Below are 16989 nucleotides of genomic sequence, written 5' to 3' on the forward strand. Positions count from 1 at the left end.
CTGCTCCTCAAGAAAGGGGATTGGGAGCGCGCACTCGCTCGCCCCCTTGCGGGTGTCGAGTATCAGATGCGGAATACGGCGCCCTTGACGGAGCGCACACGTTCGCGCACTCGGCCGCCGTCATTGCCCGACTTGATGATCCACTGACCAGCCCCATTGCGGCCGGTGATCATGCCGACATGGCTTTTCCAAACGACGACCGCGCCAACCCGCGGCTTTGTGGGACGGCCCCATTTCGCCCAGTTCCGGGCAAGGTTCAATTCGGGGCCGCCGCCCTTCTGCGACCGCATCCACCAGCCGCACCAACGCGACGGGCGTGGGCCCAATTTTGCTGACGGTTTGGCCGAGAATGCCGTCACCCGCGCCTCGGCAAAATCGACGGGCGCCATGACGGCGATGGCAAGAAGGATCGTCGCGATCAGAGCTTGAATCTTCAGCATAATTATTACACCTCATCTGCGCAATACACGCAAAGGAGTAAGCGCTTGAAGAACAAGGCGATAAGCTGGCGCTCAGGGGGCAATGCCTGGGTCATTGAGGGGCACAAACGTTAACGCGTGCCGCTTTTTGAAGCACAGGGCCGATTGTGATGGGTGGGCGGGAAAGGCAGCCGAGCCTGCGGCGGCCGATTAGTCGCGATAGTCGTCGGTGCCAGCGCCGAGTACCCTGTCGAAGTCGCGGCGCTTCCGTTCTTGAATGGCGCCTTCCTGCGCTCGGGCCTCGGCGAGAGCCTGCCGGCAATCGTCATAGGCATCCGTTCCGGGGGCGCCCTTGGGACGACAGGCAGCATCGTCTTCGCCGTTCATCGCCGTTTGGGCTTCCAGGCTGCGTGCGCGCTCCTGCTCCGGGTTGGCGCAAGCAAAAAGGCCCGCACCGAGAAACAGCAATGCCCAGAAAGTTGCCGTAGGGATCCTTGCCATTCTCGCCTCATGGACCGTAAAAATGGCCTACAGATGGTTGCTGCGGTGACTTCGCGCACCTTACGCGGCGGCGGCCTTATTATTATATGCTCCGAATTATTATATGCTCCGAAATGTGCTCGGCCGCGAGCGCTGCACTGTTGAAATTCTCCAGCTTTACGGAGCCACCCTTGACCGCCACGTCCAATCTTATGCGCGCTATTGCCCTGTCGGCGCTTGTGTTGCTGCTGCCTGCCGGCACGTTCGCGCAAGAGCATGGCGCGCACCCGCCGATCGAGGCGAGCAAGGAGCGCGCGGCTCCGCCGAGCTCAGACGTCTCTAGCAACGAGCCGGAGGCGGCCGACCACGCGGACAAGGCTCTGCTGCCGGCTGCCGTCACGACGCAGCACCGCATCGACATTGCGGGACAGAGTCTCGACTATAAGGCGAAGGCCGGAAGCGTTCGCTTGCGCGATGCCCACGGCAAAACCGACGCCGCAATTTTCTACGTCGCCTATGCGGCCAATCCCCCCGACAGCAAACGACCCATCACATTCGTTTTCAACGGCGGCCCAGGCGCGGCATCCGCCTATCTCCACCTCGGCGGCATCGGGCCCAAGGTCATCGACGTCACCGCCACCGGCGAGATCCTCGGCCCGCCTCCCCGCCTCAAAGACAATGGCAGCACCTGGCTCGACACGACCGACCTTGTGTTCGTTGATCCTGTCGGCACCGGCTACAGCCAGGTCGGCGAAGGCAAGGACGAGAAGGATTACTACGGCGTCGAGCAGGACACCGACGCGCTTGCCGATTTCATTCGTCTCTATCTCATCGACGCCGGCCGCATGGCGTCCCCCGTTTTCCTCATGGGAGAAAGTTACGGCGCGTTCCGCGCGGCGAGCATCACGCGCAAGCTGCAGACAAGCGGCGGCATCTCGCCCAATGGGCTGCTGCTGATCTCGCCGGCGCTCGACTTCGCCCTTCTCAATCTCGAAGACTACAATCCTCTGGCCTGGGCGCTCGATCTGCCCTCCTTCGCGGCGGTCAATCTGGAGAGCAAGGGCGTGACCGAGCGTGAGGCGCTCGGCACGGCACTGAAAGAGGTGGAGCAATACGCTCTATCGGATTACCTCGCGGCCCTCGCCTCAGGTGCGGACGAAGGCGGCAAGGAAGCGAGCGAGGCGGTGTCGCGGCTGACCGGCCTGCCGCTCGAGCTCGTCGAGAAACATCGCGCGCGCATCAGCCCGTCGCTTTTCATCAAGCAGTTCGATAGGAAGGGCGGCCGCGTCCTGAGCCGCTATGACGGCAGCGTGAGCGGACCCGATCCCCACCCCACGAGCGAGTGGCCGCGCGGGCCCGACCCCGTGCTCGATTCCACGGTGCCGCTTTGGACATCCGCCTTTGTCGAATACGCGCAGACCGATCTCGGCTTCAAGACCGACAAGCCCTACCGTCTCCTCAATCGCGAGGTCCGGCAGAAATGGGACTTCGGCACCACTCCGACGCGCCAAGGCTATGCCGATGTCCTCGACGACATCCAGGAGGCACGCGCGGCCAATCCATCGCTTGAGGTGATGATCGCGTCGGGCTACACCGACTTGATCACGCCCTATCTCGTGCCGACCTTCGTGGTGAACCAGTTTGCTCCCCTCGAAGGCTCGACCCCGATCACCATCGAGAACTACGCCGGCGGGCACATGCTTTACATGCGGCCGGATTCGCGCCAAGCGCTCAAGGACGATGCCGCAGCCCTCTACGAACGCGCGCTGCGCTCTTCGTAGGGCATCCCTTGGGGCGCGATGAAGTGACGGCCGCGATCGGCTAACATGCCGATTCGGCTGCACCGGACGAGGGATCGGGAATGACTATGCGAAGGGTAATTCTGGCCTCGGCTCTGCTTCTTGCGGCGACCGCGTTTGCGGGCGCGGAGGAGCAACCGCAGACCGATGAGGCGGCGGACCCTCAATGGACGGAGTTCTCGGCACCCGACCGCGGCTTCGCGGCATCGTTCCCCGGCAAGCCCACGGTGGCAAGCACGCCGGTCGAGGGTCAGAATCCCCTGCTCCAGCACCAGTTCCAGGTCGAACTGGACGAGGACCGCGTCTACACCGTCGTGGTCTTCGAATATCCCGCGGGCCGCGCGCCGAACCCTCCCGACAATGAGTATTTTTCCAACGTCGTCACCGCTTACGCCAAGGGCAGCGAGGCGCGACTGCGAACGAAAGGTCCGGCCACTATCGCCGGACGCCCGGGCTATGAAGCGAGGGCCGACGACGCCAAACGCAAGATCAGTCATCTCCTTGATCTCGTGCCCGCGGGCGATCGCATCTATCTGCTGGTCTCGGCCGGCCCCAAGGCGCACGCCACAGGCGAGGACGCCCAGAACTTCCGCGACTCCTTCCGCCTTCTCGGCGATGACGCAAAGCCCACGGAAGAACCGAAAGAGCCCGGGCAGTCCGACAGCGAGTAAACCTCAGACCGCGGTCCGTGCCTCGCTCTCGGCGTCGCGCCGTCTCATCTCCATGACGAAGGCCTGCATGTCGGGCGAGGGTCGCTTGGTCACGAGGCTCACAAGGATCATGGCGAGCAAAGAAACGGGTACGGCGAATACGCCGGCCAACACGTCCTTGATTCCCCACCAAAGCGTGCGCGCGTGCAGCTCCTGCTCCCACGCAGTACGCGCTGCTTCCTTTGCGAGACCCCCAGCCAAGGCATAAGCCTCTTTCAGCGTGGCGTAGCGCGCGATGTCGTCGCCGCTGGCGAAGACGAGGCTGGACATCTCATAGAACGTGATGGGGAAATAGCGCGGCAGCAGAAAATAGCAGAGGGAGACGACGATCCCCACGACCATGCCGAAGACGGCGCCCGCCGCATTTGTCCGCTTCCACCAAATGCCGAGCAGAAGTCCGGGCAAAAGCCCGCTCGCCGCGACCGAGATAGCAGCGGGCGTCATGGCGACGATCTCGCTCGGACCGCGCAATGACGCAAAAGCCGCAAGCGCGGCGACGCCAACGAGGACCGCGCGCGCCGCAAAGAGGCGTATCGCCGGCGTCGCCGTCGAATACAGGCTCCTGTAGATCACATCGTAGGAAATGGCGTTGCTCATCGCGAGCAGGAGCCCGCTCGCCACCGCGAGCAACGCCGTAATCGCTCCTAAGATCAGCAGTCCCGCGCAAAGGATCGTCCCCGAGCGCGCCGCGGCAACTGGAGAGGTCTCAGACAACGCAGCATAGGCCGGCGCCAGGGCCAGCAACGCAGCAATAAGCGGGATCGCCCAGAAGAACGACCATCGCGTGTTGTCCACCGACGGCGTGGTGAAAGCATGCATCAGAGCATGCGGGAATACAGCCGTACCGGCCACGAGACAGAAAATCAGCGCGGCCTGGTTGACCGAATCGTCGGGGGCAAAACCCGCAAGGCCAAGCGTCAAGGCGAGATCGGGCAGGCGCGTGCCGTCTGGAACCGCACCGGCAAACGAGCCTTCACGTAGAAGACCCAGGCCGAGCGCGACGACGGACACAGCGAGGAGCACGGCATATTGCAGGCTGAGATTGGCGCTCAGCCCGCGCATCCCACCAAAAAGCGTGCTGGCGAGCAACATGGCGACCACGACGGCGATGCCCTCCTGAAAATCGACGTTCAACGCCTGCACGACGAAAGTGCCGAGTGCCGATAGCGCGAGCACGAGGGCCGGAAACGCCACCGCGATCACGACGAGGACGGCAAGGACGCGCGCCATCGTTCCGAAGCGCTCGCCGAAAAAGTCCGGGACGGTGACGCCGCCGAACTTGCGCAAATAAGGTGCGATGAGGAGCGCGGCGAGAAGGAGCCCCCTACCCCGCCGAGCACGATAAGAAGAGCGTTCTTGGGCTGTAGCGGAGTAACTGTCGCGACCCCGACAAAGGCAAGCACGGCGAACAAGGAGGCCGCGATCGCCATGCCGTTATAGACGGGGTGGACCAGTCGCCCCGCCGCGAAGAAGAGAGAAACTCTACGCGTTCCGGCGACGACCCCCAGGAGGGCAAAAAGCACCAGCACGACTGCGATCGAGATTTGAATGCTTTGCGTGTCCGCCTCCCCCGTCCGCGCCGCCGCCCGACATCGCCTATGTTAGCCGCAAGGGATCGATTCCGGACAATGCTATCGGCGGTCGGCGTGAGAATCATCGGGTTGGGGCGCTGCGTCGCGCAGAAGTTGTGCGAGCTGGAGGAAGTCCGTCTTGCGCGGCGAGGTCTTGCGCCAGGCAAGGCCGATGTCCCGCTTCGGCTCCGGCGCGGGAAACCGCAACAAACGAATGTCGTCGCGATGGTGCACTTCGCTCGCAAGTGCCATCTCCGGAAGCAGCGTGATGCCGTAGCCGTTGGCGACCATCTGCACGATGTTGGCGAGGCTCGATGCGCCGAAGCTGTTGCGCCCTTCCGGCGTTATCAGGTGACAGTAGGACAGCGCCTGATCGCGCAGGGAGTGCCCCTCTTCCAGGAGCAAGAGCCTAGCGCTGGCCAGCATGGAGGGCGTCGCGTTGGGAAGGTCCGCGTCGGTGGCGTCGGCGCGCGCCGCGAGGATGAAGCGGTCGTCGAACAGATGCAGGGGTCTCGACTTCGTCATGTTCGATGGGAAGCGCGACAAGAATGAGATCGAGATCGCCGCCGACAAGCTCGCGCAGCAGATTCTCGGTGACGGTCTCCCGCAATTGTAGCGTGAGATTCGGGAAGCGGCGTTTCAGCTCCGGCAACGCGGTCGGCAGGAGATAGGGCGCGATGGAAGGGATGGCGCCGGCTTAAGCGATCCCGTCAGCGGTGGGCCTTGGTGGCACGCATAGTCGACGAGGTCGCGCACCGAGGCGAGCACCGCGCGGGCGCGCCTCGCAATCTCCTCGCCCTGCTCCGTCAGCTCGATGCCGGACTTCCGGCGCTCCACCAGGGTAACGCCAAGCTCCTGCTCGAGCTCCTTGATCTGCATGCTGAGCGCAGGCTGGCTGACCGCGCATTGCTCCGCGGCGTGACCGAATGCAAAGTCTCGGCGAGGGATTCGAGGTAGCGAAGCTGCCGGAGCGAGACCAAGACGATAAGGCACGCTTATCTTTACCATAAGAAAATACGATTCGAAATTATCACACCCGCCGGCCATATTGAAGTGTGGCGCTGATCGCGCAGGGTTTCAGGTTCGTACCGTCTGGCGGTCAGCTTGCTTGGCAATAAACTTCGCTAGGGGGAACCAAAAATGCGTGAGTGGAACAAGCCGACGATCGTCGAGACGGAATCCGGCATGGAAGTGACGAGCTACCTGCCGGCCGAGCTGGACCGCGCTTAGTCGTCTGACTCATCTTGGAAACGCGAACTGCGATCCCTAGGCCTGGGTCGCCGTTTTGCGTTAGAGGCCCTAAATCCCGCTTCTTCGCTCTGTCAGATGATCTTAATGTGATTGCAAAGAACTATTCATGAAGCACTCATGCGATACTCACGATGAAACACCATGTTTACACCGAGAGAGTCATCAGGCGGGATCACGAGAACAGCTGAAAGACCTGCGGGCGAGCATGCCGTTGACACGCATCAAGGTTGTAGGGTCATGCAAGGACTACTCGGGTTTCTCCTAGAACCGTCACTAAAGAGGTAGAGCCATGACAAAGATCATGAGCCCGGAGGAACTCGAACAGGAGCTTCGCGCCATTGGCGACGCTCAGTATCACGACAAGCATCCCTTTCATAAGCTGCTGCACGGCGGCAAGCTCAACAAGGGCCAGGTCCAGGCTTGGGCCTTGAACCGTTACTGCTATCAGTCGGCCGTGCCCCGTAAGGACGCCGCTTTGATCAGCCGGTGCCACGACCGCGAGCTACGCCGCGATTGGGTGCATCGCATCCACGACCATGACGGCTTTGGCGATGAGGAAGGCGGCATCGAGCGCTGGCTCGTGCTCACCGACGGTCTCGGTCTCGACCGCGACTATGTCATCTCGACGAAGGGCGCCCTGCCCGCGACCCGCTTCGCAGTCGAGGCCTATGTCAATTTCGTGCGCGAGAAGACTCTGGTCGAAGCCGTGGCGTCATCCCTGACCGAGCTGTTCGCGCCGAAGATCCACGCCGAGCGCATCTCCAGCATGCTGAAGAATTACGACTTCATCAGCGACGACGTGATGCAATATTTCCGCCGCCGCCTGAAGCAGGCGCCGGACGACGCGGCCTTCGCGCTGGATTACGTGAAGCGCCACGCGCGCACGCCCGAGGCTCAGACGGCGGTCCTCGACGCGCTGAAGTTCAAGACCAACGTGCTCTGGGCGCAGCTCGATGCGCTCTATTTGGCTTATGTCGATCCGGCGATGATTCCGCCGGGCGCCTTCGTGCCGGCCGGGCCCGATGGTTGAAACAAAGTCTGCCGGACGCCTCATCGTCGGCCCGCAGACGCGGCCGCATCTGCCGCCTTATCTCAAGCTGCGCCACGATGCGGGGCGCGGCAGATGGGTTTTGCTGGCGCCGGAGCGTATCCTGACTCCGGACCAAACCGCAGTCGCGGTGCTCAGGCTCTGCGACGGCACTAGAACCGTGGAGGATATCGCCGCAACGCTCGCCAAGGAATACGCAGCCCCTGTCGATGTCATTCTGACCGACGTGACGGAACTGCTCCAAGGCCTCGCGGACAAGGGATATGTCAAGGGATGAGCCCGACCAAAACGAACGGATTTGGACATTGCGAAACGCTCGTCGTCGATGACGAGCCGACCTCGGGCGTGACCGGTAGCGAGACAGACATGCTGTGCGCCCGCGCGCCGGTCGGGCTTCTCGCGGAGCTGACGCATCGTTGTCCCTTACAATGCTCCTATTGCTCCAACCCGCTCGAGCTTGAGCGCGTCAATCGTGAGCTCACGACAGAGCAATGGGTTTCGGTGATGAAGCAGGCCGGCGAGATGGGCATTCTCCAGGTGCATCTGTCCGGCGGCGAGCCCTGCGCGCGGAAGGACCTTGAGGACATCGTGTCGGCGGCCGCCGATGCCGGCCTTTACAGCAATCTCATCACCGCCGCGGTCACGCTCACGCGCGAGCGGCTTGAGGGCCTCGCCAAACGCGGCCTCGATCACGTGCAGATCTCGTTCCAGGACGTCGATCCCCAGAACGCCGAGCGCATCGGCGGCTATCCCGGCGCCACGCAGAAGAAGCTCGACGTGGCGAAATGGGTCACAGAGATGGGCCTGCCTCTAACCGTCAATGCCCCCATTCACCGCCAGAACATCCACAATGTCGGCCGCTATATCGAGCTCGCGCTTAAGCTCGGCGCGCAACGACTCGAGATCGCCCATGTGCAATATTACGGCTGGGCCTATCTCAACCGCGCGGCGCTGATCCCCACTTACGAGCAGACCCTCGAAAGCATCGAACTCGTCGAGCGCGAGCGCGAGCGCCTGAAAGGCATCCTCACCATCGACATGGTTGTGCCGGACTACTACGCCAAGCGTCCGAAGCCCTGCATGGGCGGCTGGGGCAAAGGCTTCATGAACATCACCCCGGCCGGCAAGGTCCTGCCCTGCCATGCGGCGGAGACCATTCCGAGCCTGCAATTCGACAACGTCGCGGAGCGCCCGCTGCTCGATATCTGGCTCAATTCGAGCGCCTTCAATGCCTTCCGCGGCACGGAATGGATGAAGGAGCCCTGCCGCTCCTGCGCCCTCAAGGACATCGACTTCGGCGGCTGCCGCTGCCAGGCCATGGCCATATCGGGCGATCCGCGCAACACCGATCCGGCCTGTGCGCTCTCGCCCTATCACGGCGAGATGGTGGCGCTTGCCCGCTCTGAAGCCGCGAAGCCGCCGACGCCGTTCATCTACCGCAATCCGCGCAACGCGCCGATGCCAGCCACAGAACCTGAGCTCGTCCCCGCGGAATAGACGCGCAGATCCAAGACAGCGAAGCCAGATGAATTAGCGCAGCAGCGGGAGCCCTCAGGCCTGGGCGCTTTCGCGCATGCCCCCGGCCTCGCAACCGTCACTCACGCCGCTTGCGCGACCATGGCAGCGACCCGCGCGAGAGGCGTCCCGGAGAGCGTGCGATAGGCGTAAGTGAAGGCGAGCGACGAAACCGGGATAGAGATGAGAAGGCCCAGGCTCAGCGCCATCAACCCCAGAATGTTGATGAGTGTCAGCAGCAACAGGAGGCCGAGCAGCCGCCATTTGTGACCGCGCGTGATGCGATTGCTCTCCTTCATCGCCTCGATAGGACCGAGTTGACGATCGATCACGATGAAGGTCGTGAAGAGGAACATGAGCGCGAAGATGATCCCCGGCACGATCAGCAGCAGGAACCCGACCGCCATCGTGAGGCCGACCAAAATCGACGCGCCGAGAAATTTCCAGAAGGGTTTGCGGATGCCAGAGCGAAGCGAGCGTTACCGTGCCGGGGTTATCGTGCGCATCGAGATAGAACGCCGTGGCGCCCATGGTAAATCAGGATGCCGAGGGCGGTGTTGATGAGGCTGCCGACGAGGGAAGCCTCATCGGGCGAGCCGGTTAGCGCCCAGTCGATGCTGCTTGTGACGACGCCGACGACAAACGACACGAGCAAGATGAGAAGGCCGGCGGCCACGAAGAACCAGGGCCGCTTCTTGATCGTCTTCCACCCGAAGCGTAAGGCTGTGCCTGTCGAGAATTCCATCGCCGCCCGATAGCCGCCTTAAATTCGAATTGGCGCGCCCCACGCAGAGTTGTCACACTTCCTGGAGTCTAGCCGGCGTCAGCTTTCGCCCGGCTGTGGGGTGCAATTGGGCCGAAACGTCCAAGCGCCCGAAGGTTTGGCATCCTTGCCCTGACCGCTCTCCGCCCCCTCCTTGCAGGGTTCCAGCCAAACCTTTGGCGCCGCCTCGACCGGCGCGCCCAAAGGATCAATGCACATCGTATGGCCGGTAACCGGGTTGATCTCAGCCTTCAGGCATTTGGCCGGGGCTTTCGTTTCGTCTTCGGCGCCCGCTCCCAGGCTCAACCCCACCGCCAAGCCGAACGCCGCTAAGCACAAGATCCACCGCAAGACACTCTCCTTTAATAGGGAGCACCCGCAATGATGGGGGCGCGAAGTTGTTTAAGCCACCCTTGTCACCGCCTCCCGCTCCTTCAGCGCCATTTGGCGTCCGCTGCCACTCCTAGCGCCTTGAAATCCCTATGGTTTGAACGGAACGGCACCTTAACATTTATCTATGCTATTTCATCCCGCGCCGGTTGCCATCTTGCAATGCCTGTTTCTTTGTCGTTACCATGAAGCCTCCTCGGCGCTGCCGATAAGGCCATTCGGGCGCCGGCCCGAAACATCGTTTTGGATAGTGCCGTTGTCCATGGAACGTTCCCCAAGAGCCCCATCGCCGAGCGCTGTCTGCCTAAGGCTCCCCGCCGTAATCCTGGCCCTGCTCGTCCTTTTCCAGCTACCCCCGGCCCTTGCTGCGAACGAGCGCACCGATAGCGAGCCGCCCGCGGCAGCATTCGGCCAATCGACCGAGCTGCGGCCCGTCCGCATCGGCTATGTGCGTGAATCCATGGAGCGCCCAACGCCAGCATCCCGGCTCGACATGGAGCCGAGAGACGCCGGCCTCGCCGGCGCGAGGATGGGGCTTGGAGAAAATAACGCAGGCGGCCAGTTCATGGGGCATCTCTATTCGCTCGACGTGGCCGACGCGATCTCCGGGGATGAAGCCCTGGCGGGTTTGCAGAAGCTCTACGAGAGCGGGCATCATTACATCATCGTCGACGCTTCGGCCGAGACCCTTATCAAGCTCGCCGACTGGTCGCGCGGCAAGGATATCTTGCTCTTCAATGTCCGCGCGACAGACGTGTCGTTGCGCCAGCAAGACTGCCGCAGCAACGTCATGCACATCGCGCCCGACCGCTACATGCTGGCCGACGCGCTCGCGCAATATCTCGTGACGATGGAGTGGAAGGACTGGCTTCTGGTGCACGGCTCAACGCCCGCCGACCTCGCCTATGCCGAGGCCGTCAAGCGCGCCGCGGGACGCTTCGGCGCCAAAATCGTCGACGTGCGCGAGTATCAGGATATTTCCGGCGGCAGGCGCGACGATGTCGGCACCATCCCCCCGAGCAAGAAGTCGGGCGCGGAAGCCGATCCTGCTTATGACGTCATCATGGTCGCCGACGAAGAGCAGCTGTTCGGGCCCCAGATCCCTTATCGCGGTGGCGGCAAGCCGAGGATCGTTGCGGGCACGACCGGCCTCGTCGCCACGACCTGGAGTCGCGGCCACGAGAAGTGGGGCGCGACCCAGGCGAACAACAATTTCGAGAAGGATAACCGGCGCCTGATGCTGCCAATCGATTATCAGGCGTACGTCGCCACGCGCGCCATCGGCGAGGGTGTCACCCGCAATGCCGAAAATGACGTTGCGACGGTGGCAAAGTTCATTCACAGCGACAAGCTCCAGCTTGCGCCTTTCAAAGGCATAAAGCAGCAATTTCGCCCGTGGGACGGCCAGTTCCGTCAGCCTATCCTCATCGCAACCGACAAGGTTCCGGTCTCGGTCTCGCCGCAGCGCGGTTTTCCGCATGCCGTGCACCCCGACATAGAGGTGGACACGCTTGGCATCGATGAGCCTGAGAGCAAATGCCGGATGGAGACCACGTCGGCGGCCGCGCCCGGCTAGGCGAAGTGCTCGGAGGCCTAGCGCTCAGGCGAGCGCGCCTCGATGAGGCGCCCCTGCTGATCCAACAGCGGCACGTTGTAGGCGAGCAGGATCGCGTTGATCTCGGCCTGATTCTCGGCAATCACCTTATTGATCTTGTGCTTCCATTCCGGCTCGTTGGGCCGTACGCCCATGGTGATGCCGTGGATGGGCGTCGGACCGGCCTGCTCCTTGACCAGCGGCGCGATCGTGAGCGGCACGTCGGATCGCTGCGCGGAATAGCCTCCGACCGGACCCCACAATAGCGACGCGTCGAGCTTGCCTGACGCAAGTTCGGCCATCATCGCATTTGCCGCATCTGTCGACCTGTGGTCCCCAACCTCGAACGGCTTGGCGCTCCCGACCAATCCATTCATCGCCAGCATGCTTGCCGGCGGGGTGCGTGCGAAGAGACCGATGCGCTTATTTTTAAGCCGCGCATCCGTGAGCGTATTCACGCCCTTAAGGTCGGCATCGTCGGCGCGATAAATGAGAACGTAGGTGGTGTGGTAGTAGGGATTAGTGTCCTCGACGAGGCCCGTGCCTTGCGCGTAGCCCATGACGAGATCGCAGGAGGTCGCTCCCATCCTGTCGCGCACGAGGCCGCGCCCTTCGGCGATCCAGGTGTAATCGAGCTTGGCGCCGAGCTTCTCTGCGATCATCTCCGCAAGCTTGTTCTCGAAACCGGCGCCCTCGTGATTGGAAAATGGCATGTTGTCGGGATCGGCGCAGACGCGGAGCCACGGATTTGCAGCGGCGCTGCCTGCCGCGCCGGCAAAGGCAAGCACGCCGAACGCGGCAACCAGAAGCGGCGTCGCCAGACGCCAGCCGCTCTGACGCGTCGCCGAATTGCTCATTCGGTTCACATCCACCTCGTATTGCACGCACCTTAACATAGTGGTCCCCAACGCGTTTCGCACGGGTCGGCCGCCTAACGTCGTTGTGAAGGAAGCGTCTGCTCGGGAAGCCGAGGGCTGTTAGTCTTTCGCGTTGCAAACGGCGATATTGTCCGCGCGCTCGGTACCGGTCGGATAATGCGCCCCTGTCGGCTTGGAACCGAAATTGAGCATCGTCATCCGCGCGGAACCGATGCCGCATGTTTCCTGCTTGGACTTCAGCATACGCACGGCGCAGCAATCCGCATCGAGCTCCATCTGCTTCAGCTCCGGCAAGATGTAGAAGAAGGGCTGCGGCCCGAGATGGCCAAGCCTCTCGTGGTAGCGCTGAACATGGCCGAGGTTATGGTGGCAACATTCATGCGCCATAAGGAAATCGCCGTAGGCTGGTGACTTGCTGAGCGTGTGGGCGTTCACGACGATGACCGGGCGCTTGCCGGAATCCAGCAGCGACATGGCCTGCTCCGCAACGTCGCGCAGCGCATAGGTCTCGATGTCACAATACGGATTAACGACGGTAGGATATCTGAATCGGGCCGCATCGGCGCTGGCGCAAAACAGCCCCAGACCTAAAATAGCAGCCAGTGCAAGGATCGGAACACGCATTGAGAGCTGTCCGCCGCAGCGAGTCATTCCTGTTGAAGAGAGTAAGCGCATAGCGGCGAGGCTCCAAGCCCCTTTGCGCGGAGAAACCAAGAACGCCCTATTATGACACAGCGTTCCCGGCAGGGAATAAACCTGCGACGATAGGGCCAAAAGCAAGGGCTTTATGGCGGTCCCCCGGGCGTGAAAGGATGCCCTTTTGATGGATATCAAAAGCGACACGGACAAGGTTTGCATCATCGGCGCGGGCTCCTCGGGCCTGGCCGCCGCGAAGACCTTTGCCGAGCGCGGCATCCCCTTCGATTGCCTGGAGCGGGAGGCCGATATCGGCGGGCTCTGGAACGAGGACACCACGACCGGCGTCGTCTACGACACCACCTTCCTGGTCTCCTCGCGGAAATATACCGGGTTCCAGGATTTTCCCATTCCCGAGGAATACCCAACCTACCCCTCGCATCGCGAAACCCTGGCCTATTTGCGCGCCTATGCCATGAATTTCGGCATCCTCGACCGGATCGAGTTCAACACCACGGTCGAGCGCGCCGAGCGCACCGACGGCGGCTGGCGCGTGCAGATCGCGGGTGAGGACCGCCCGCGCTTCTACCGTGCGCTGGTGGTCGCCAACGGCCACCATCACATGCCGCGCGTGCCGGACATCCCGGGCTCCTTCACCGGCGAAATCATGCATTCGCGCGACTACCGTCACGTGAATCAGTTGACCGATAAGCGCGTCCTCGTCGTGGGCGCCGGCAACTCGGCCTGCGATATCGTCGTCGATGCCACGAGCGTGTCACAAAGAATTTATCTGAGCATGCGACGCGGCACGTATTTCGTGCCGAAATTCATGTTCGGCCGGCCGACCGACGGCATCGTGAATTTCTGCGAGAAACTGCCCTTGCCGCGCTGGCTGCGTAACCGGCTCTATACGCATTGGCACCGGCTCATCGTCGGCAAGAACGAGCGCTACGGGCTCCCGGAGCCCGAGCACCGCATCATGGACACCCACCCGACCATGAACACCGTGCTTCCGCAGCTTTGCGCCCACGGCCGGATCGGGGTGAAGCCGGACATCACGGAGTTCGCCGGCCGCAAAGTCCGCTTCAGCGACGGCAGCGAAATCGAGGCCGATCTCGTCGTGTTCGCGACCGGCTACGAGATCGACATTCCCTTCCTCGACAACGATTTGATCTTCGACGCAGACGGCCAGCCGCGACTTTACCTGAACGTCTTCCACCCGGAGTTTGACAACTTCTTCGCCGTCGGTTTGATCCAGGCCAACGGCAGTATCTGGCGCCTCGCCGACTATCAGTCCCAGCTCGTGGCGAGCTATCTCGTCGCCCAGGCCGAAGACCACGAGCGCGCCGGCTGGCTGCGCAAACTCAAGGCCGAAGGCTGGAAATCCTTCGACGGCGCCGCTTACGTCCAGAGCGCGCGGCACCGGCTCGAGGCCAACTATTACGACTATCGCCGCGCCCTGAAACGGCACATTCGCGGCTTCGGGCCCATCAAGGAAGCGCCGATGAAGCCGGGCGGCCTCAAGGGGCCGACCACGCGCGTGCCCGCCTCCGTGATCGAAACCAGGGCGTCGCGCGAGGCATCGTGAGCGTCGATCCAATTGCAGGACATTGCTGGGGAAATTGCGTGCAATTACTGCCCAATGCGGGGAATTGCGTGACCCTTGAGGATCGGCGCCATTGCCCCCGCGGCCACGCCAAACTTGCACTGGAACCCGCGACGGCCATCCACTAGGCTCGGCCCCCGCGCCCGCCTTTGGCGTGGTTTCCTTGCGGGGGATAGCAAGCAGCGCGATGGCTCCTCGGTATCTTTATGCCCTCATCGTGGGGACGGTGATCCTCGGCGCGCTCGTTCTGAGCATCTGGGACCCGGGCCCGGTTGCGCGGCTGCGGTCGATGGCATTCGACGCCTATCAGCAGATCAGCCCGCGGACCTTCGACCCGGCGCTCCCGGTCCGCATTGTCGACATCGACGAGGAGTCGCTGAAGCGCGTCGGCCAGTGGCCGTGGCCGCGCACGATCCTCGCCGACCTCGTGAACAAGCTGACCGCCGACGGCGCCGCCGCCATCGCCTTCGACATGGTGTTCCCGGAACCCGACCGCCTGTCGCCCGCGAGCGCCTTGCGCTTCTGGCCGCAGTCCGAAGCGCTCACGAATCTGCGGGCGGAGGTTGAGAAGCTCCCGTCAAACGATCAGGTCTTCGCCGACGCCATCGCGAAGGGACCTGTCCTTCTCGGCTTCATCGCGAGCCCGCAAGGCACCTCCATTCCGGAGGTGAAGGCCGGATTCGCCCATGCCGGTGACGAACCCAAATATTTCGTGCCGCATTATCCCGGCGCGGCTGCAAGCCTCAAGGAGCTGCAAGACCAAGCCTCGGGCGCGGGCACCCTCAATTGGATTCCCGAGCACGATCAGATCATCCGCCGCATGCCGATGGTCGTTCGGATCGGCGAGAATTTGTACCCCTCGCTCGCCGCCGATGTGCTCCGGCTTGCGCAAGGCGCATCCACCTATGTCGTGAAATCGTCGGGCGCGAGCGGCGAGCAGGCCTTCGGCGAGAAGACCGGCATCGTCAAGATCCGCGTCGGAGACTTCGAGATCCCGACCGAGGCCAACGGCCAGATGTGGATCAGGTTCACGCCCCATACGCAGCAGCGCTACCTGCCGGCGTGGCAGATCCTCAATGGCGAGATCGACAAGGAGGCCATCGAGGGCCGCATCCTCATCATCGGCACGAGCGCGGCGGGCCTACTCGATTTGCGGGCCACGCCGCTCGATGCGTCCATCCCAGGCGTCGAACTCCATGCCCAGGCCGTGGAGCAGATTCTGCAAGGCGGATTCCTCCAGCGCCCCGATTGGGCCAAGCCCGCCGAGATCCTTTACATCCTCGTGCTCGGCCTCCTTGTCGGGTTTCTCATCTACCGCGCGGGCGCGCTCGGCAGCGCGGTCCTCGTCGCAATCGCCGTTGCCGCCGTCATTGGCGCCTCCTGGTACGCCTATTCCGTGCTCGGCTGGCTTGTCGATCCGGTCTACCCGGCCATCGCGTTCGCCGCGATCTACATCACCGGCAGCCTGTTCGTCTTTCTGCGCACCGAGCAGGAGCGCAACCGCGTGCGCAACGCCTTCTCGCACTACATGGCGCCGGCCCTTGTCGAGCGCCTTGCCGACGACCCTTCGCGTCTCAAGCTCGGCGGCGAGACACGGGACATGACGCTGCTGTTCAGCGATGTTCGCGGCTTCACCACCATTTCCGAGGGACTCGACGCGGAAGAGTTGACGCGCTTCCTGAACGAGCTTTTCACGCCCCTGACCAACATCGTCCTCGAGGAGCAAGGCACCATCGACAAATATATGGGCGATGCCCTGATGGCGTTTTGGAACGCGCCGCTGGAGGATGCCGAGCATCCGAGCAATGCCTGCCGCGCGGCGCTGCGCATCATGACGAAGATGCACGAGCTGAACGCACAGTGGGAGCAAGCCGCGATCTGGAAAAGGCGTCCCTTCAAGCCGGTGAAGCTCGGCATCGGCCTCAACACCGGCATTTGCTGCGTCGGCAATCTCGGCTCGGAAACGCGCTTCGACTATTCGGTGATCGGCGACAATGTGAACGTCGCCTCCCGCCTCGAGGGCCAGACCAAGACCTATGACGTCGAAACGATCGTCGGCGAATCGACGGCGGCGCGCGCGGCGGACTATGCCTTTCTCGAGATCGACCTCCTGAAGGTGAAAGGCAAGACGGCAGCGACGCGCGTTTTCGCTCTCCTTGGCGACGCGGCACTCAGACAGTCGAAAGACTTCATCAATCTCACCGAGAGGCATGGCGAGTTCCTGTCGCGCTACCGCGCGCAGGACTGGGGCACGGCCGAGGCTCTGAGCCGCGACTGCGAAACCATCAGCGGTCTCGACCGCCTCTACGCGCTTTATCGGGAGCGCATC

15 protein-coding genes and 2 pseudogenes are annotated in these 16989 nt (G+C 62.9%); 9 read left to right on the top strand and 8 right to left on the bottom strand.

Annotated features, from left to right (window positions below):
• Positions 1-62: 62 nt before the first annotated feature.
• Positions 63-440 carry a hypothetical protein gene (locus ACR2J1_RS11190; RefSeq protein ID WP_434019406.1) on the bottom strand — a complete coding sequence of 126 codons (378 nt, stop codon included), beginning with the start codon at positions 438-440 and terminating at the stop codon, positions 63-65.
• A 189-nt stretch (positions 441-629) separates the two neighbouring features.
• A complete protein-coding gene (locus tag ACR2J1_RS11195) occupies positions 630-920 on the bottom strand; it encodes a hypothetical protein (protein ID WP_434019407.1) in 291 nt (96 codons plus the stop codon).
• Positions 921-1090: 170 nt separating this feature from the next.
• Between ACR2J1_RS11195 and ACR2J1_RS11200 the strand changes: the two genes are divergently transcribed.
• Both ACR2J1_RS11200 and ACR2J1_RS11205 read left to right on the top strand, forming a co-directional pair.
• Positions 1091-2680: a S10 family peptidase gene (locus tag ACR2J1_RS11200; protein ID WP_434019408.1), complete on the top strand. Its 1590-nt coding sequence runs from the start codon at positions 1091-1093 to the stop codon at positions 2678-2680.
• Positions 2681-2760: 80 nt separating this feature from the next.
• Positions 2761-3369, top strand: a complete 609-nt coding sequence (locus ACR2J1_RS11205; RefSeq protein WP_434019409.1) for a hypothetical protein — start codon at positions 2761-2763, stop codon at positions 3367-3369.
• Positions 3370-3372: 3 nt separating this feature from the next.
• On the opposite strand, the pseudogene ACR2J1_RS11210 reads toward ACR2J1_RS11205, so the two are convergent.
• Both ACR2J1_RS11210 and ACR2J1_RS11215 read right to left on the bottom strand, forming a co-directional pair.
• Positions 3373-4716: pseudogene (locus tag ACR2J1_RS11210) on the bottom strand (sodium:solute symporter family transporter); the annotation flags it as partial.
• 323 nt (positions 4717-5039) lie between these two features.
• A pseudogene (locus tag ACR2J1_RS11215) lies at positions 5040-5959 on the bottom strand (LysR substrate-binding domain-containing protein).
• 160 nt (positions 5960-6119) lie between these two features.
• Between ACR2J1_RS11215 and pqqA the strand changes: the two are divergent.
• The 4 genes from pqqA to pqqE all read left to right on the top strand — a co-directional run bounded on the left by pqqA (position 6120) and on the right by pqqE (position 8775).
• Positions 6120-6209: a pyrroloquinoline quinone precursor peptide PqqA gene (pqqA, locus tag ACR2J1_RS11220; RefSeq protein ID WP_434019410.1), complete on the top strand. Its 90-nt coding sequence runs from the start codon at positions 6120-6122 to the stop codon at positions 6207-6209.
• 310 nt (positions 6210-6519) lie between these two features.
• Positions 6520-7260 carry a pyrroloquinoline-quinone synthase PqqC gene (gene pqqC, locus ACR2J1_RS11225; protein WP_434019411.1) on the top strand — a complete coding sequence of 247 codons (741 nt, stop codon included), beginning with the start codon at positions 6520-6522 and terminating at the stop codon, positions 7258-7260.
• Positions 7253-7555 carry a pyrroloquinoline quinone biosynthesis peptide chaperone PqqD gene (gene pqqD / locus ACR2J1_RS11230; protein WP_434019412.1) on the top strand — a complete coding sequence of 101 codons (303 nt, stop codon included), beginning with the start codon at positions 7253-7255 and terminating at the stop codon, positions 7553-7555. The genes pqqC and pqqD overlap by 8 nt, the downstream gene beginning before the upstream one ends.
• The gene (gene pqqE, locus ACR2J1_RS11235; protein ID WP_434019413.1) at positions 7552-8775 is read left to right on the top strand and encodes a pyrroloquinoline quinone biosynthesis protein PqqE; all 1224 of its coding nucleotides are present in this window, start codon (positions 7552-7554) and stop codon (positions 8773-8775) included. Before pqqD ends, pqqE begins: the two co-directional genes overlap by 4 nt.
• A gap of 101 nt (positions 8776-8876) precedes the next feature.
• Here pqqE and ACR2J1_RS11240 read toward each other — a convergent pair whose 3' ends face one another.
• Both ACR2J1_RS11240 and ACR2J1_RS11245 read right to left on the bottom strand, forming a co-directional pair.
• Complete coding sequence (locus ACR2J1_RS11240; RefSeq protein ID WP_434019414.1) at positions 8877-9215, bottom strand: DUF975 family protein; 339 nt, start codon at positions 9213-9215, stop codon at positions 8877-8879.
• Positions 9216-9286: 71 nt separating this feature from the next.
• Entirely contained in the window at positions 9287-9538 is a 252-nt protein-coding gene (locus tag ACR2J1_RS11245) for a hypothetical protein (RefSeq protein WP_434019415.1), read from the bottom strand.
• Between the two features lie 670 nt (positions 9539-10208).
• Between ACR2J1_RS11245 and ACR2J1_RS11250 the strand changes: the two genes are divergently transcribed.
• Entirely contained in the window at positions 10209-11522 is a 1314-nt protein-coding gene (locus tag ACR2J1_RS11250) for an ABC transporter substrate-binding protein (protein ID WP_434019416.1), read from the top strand.
• Positions 11523-11539: 17 nt separating this feature from the next.
• Here ACR2J1_RS11250 and ACR2J1_RS11255 read toward each other — a convergent pair whose 3' ends face one another.
• Positions 11540-12397 carry a quinoprotein dehydrogenase-associated putative ABC transporter substrate-binding protein gene (locus ACR2J1_RS11255; RefSeq protein ID WP_434019417.1) on the bottom strand — a complete coding sequence of 286 codons (858 nt, stop codon included), beginning with the start codon at positions 12395-12397 and terminating at the stop codon, positions 11540-11542.
• Between the two features lie 120 nt (positions 12398-12517).
• Entirely contained in the window at positions 12518-13279 is a 762-nt protein-coding gene (locus tag ACR2J1_RS11260) for a hypothetical protein (protein ID WP_434019418.1), read from the bottom strand.
• Between ACR2J1_RS11260 and ACR2J1_RS11265 the strand changes: the two genes are divergently transcribed.
• Complete coding sequence (locus tag ACR2J1_RS11265) at positions 13242-14642, top strand: flavin-containing monooxygenase (RefSeq protein ID WP_434019419.1); 1401 nt, start codon at positions 13242-13244, stop codon at positions 14640-14642. The genes ACR2J1_RS11260 and ACR2J1_RS11265 overlap by 38 nt on opposite strands.
• A gap of 205 nt (positions 14643-14847) precedes the next feature.
• A partial coding sequence (locus ACR2J1_RS11270) for a CHASE2 domain-containing protein (protein ID WP_434019420.1) occupies positions 14848-16989 on the top strand: 2142 nt, incomplete at its 3' end.

This window comes from Methyloceanibacter sp., assembly GCF_050999895.1.
GTDB lineage: Bacteria > Pseudomonadota > Alphaproteobacteria > Rhizobiales > Methyloligellaceae > Methyloceanibacter.

Coding starts and splice junctions, on each gene's coding strand:
- pqqE (WP_434019413.1), top strand. CDS start 7,552: ATGAGCCCGACCAAAACGAACGGATTTGGACATTGCGAAACGCTCGTC.
- ACR2J1_RS11205 (WP_434019409.1), top strand. CDS start 2,761: ATGACTATGCGAAGGGTAATTCTGGCCTCGGCTCTGCTTCTTGCGGCG.
- ACR2J1_RS11250 (WP_434019416.1), top strand. CDS start 10,209: ATGGAACGTTCCCCAAGAGCCCCATCGCCGAGCGCTGTCTGCCTAAGG.
- pqqA (WP_434019410.1), top strand. CDS start 6,120: ATGCGTGAGTGGAACAAGCCGACGATCGTCGAGACGGAATCCGGCATG.
- ACR2J1_RS11255 (WP_434019417.1), bottom strand. CDS start 12,397: ATGAGCAATTCGGCGACGCGTCAGAGCGGCTGGCGTCTGGCGACGCCG.
- ACR2J1_RS11195 (WP_434019407.1), bottom strand. CDS start 920: ATGGCAAGGATCCCTACGGCAACTTTCTGGGCATTGCTGTTTCTCGGT.
- ACR2J1_RS11260 (WP_434019418.1), bottom strand. CDS start 13,279: ATGATGCAAACCTTGTCCGTGTCGCTTTTGATATCCATCAAAAGGGCA.
- ACR2J1_RS11265 (WP_434019419.1), top strand. CDS start 13,242: ATGGATATCAAAAGCGACACGGACAAGGTTTGCATCATCGGCGCGGGC.
- ACR2J1_RS11190 (WP_434019406.1), bottom strand. CDS start 440: ATGCTGAAGATTCAAGCTCTGATCGCGACGATCCTTCTTGCCATCGCC.
- ACR2J1_RS11245 (WP_434019415.1), bottom strand. CDS start 9,538: ATGGAATTCTCGACAGGCACAGCCTTACGCTTCGGGTGGAAGACGATC.
- pqqD (WP_434019412.1), top strand. CDS start 7,253: ATGGTTGAAACAAAGTCTGCCGGACGCCTCATCGTCGGCCCGCAGACG.
- pqqC (WP_434019411.1), top strand. CDS start 6,520: ATGACAAAGATCATGAGCCCGGAGGAACTCGAACAGGAGCTTCGCGCC.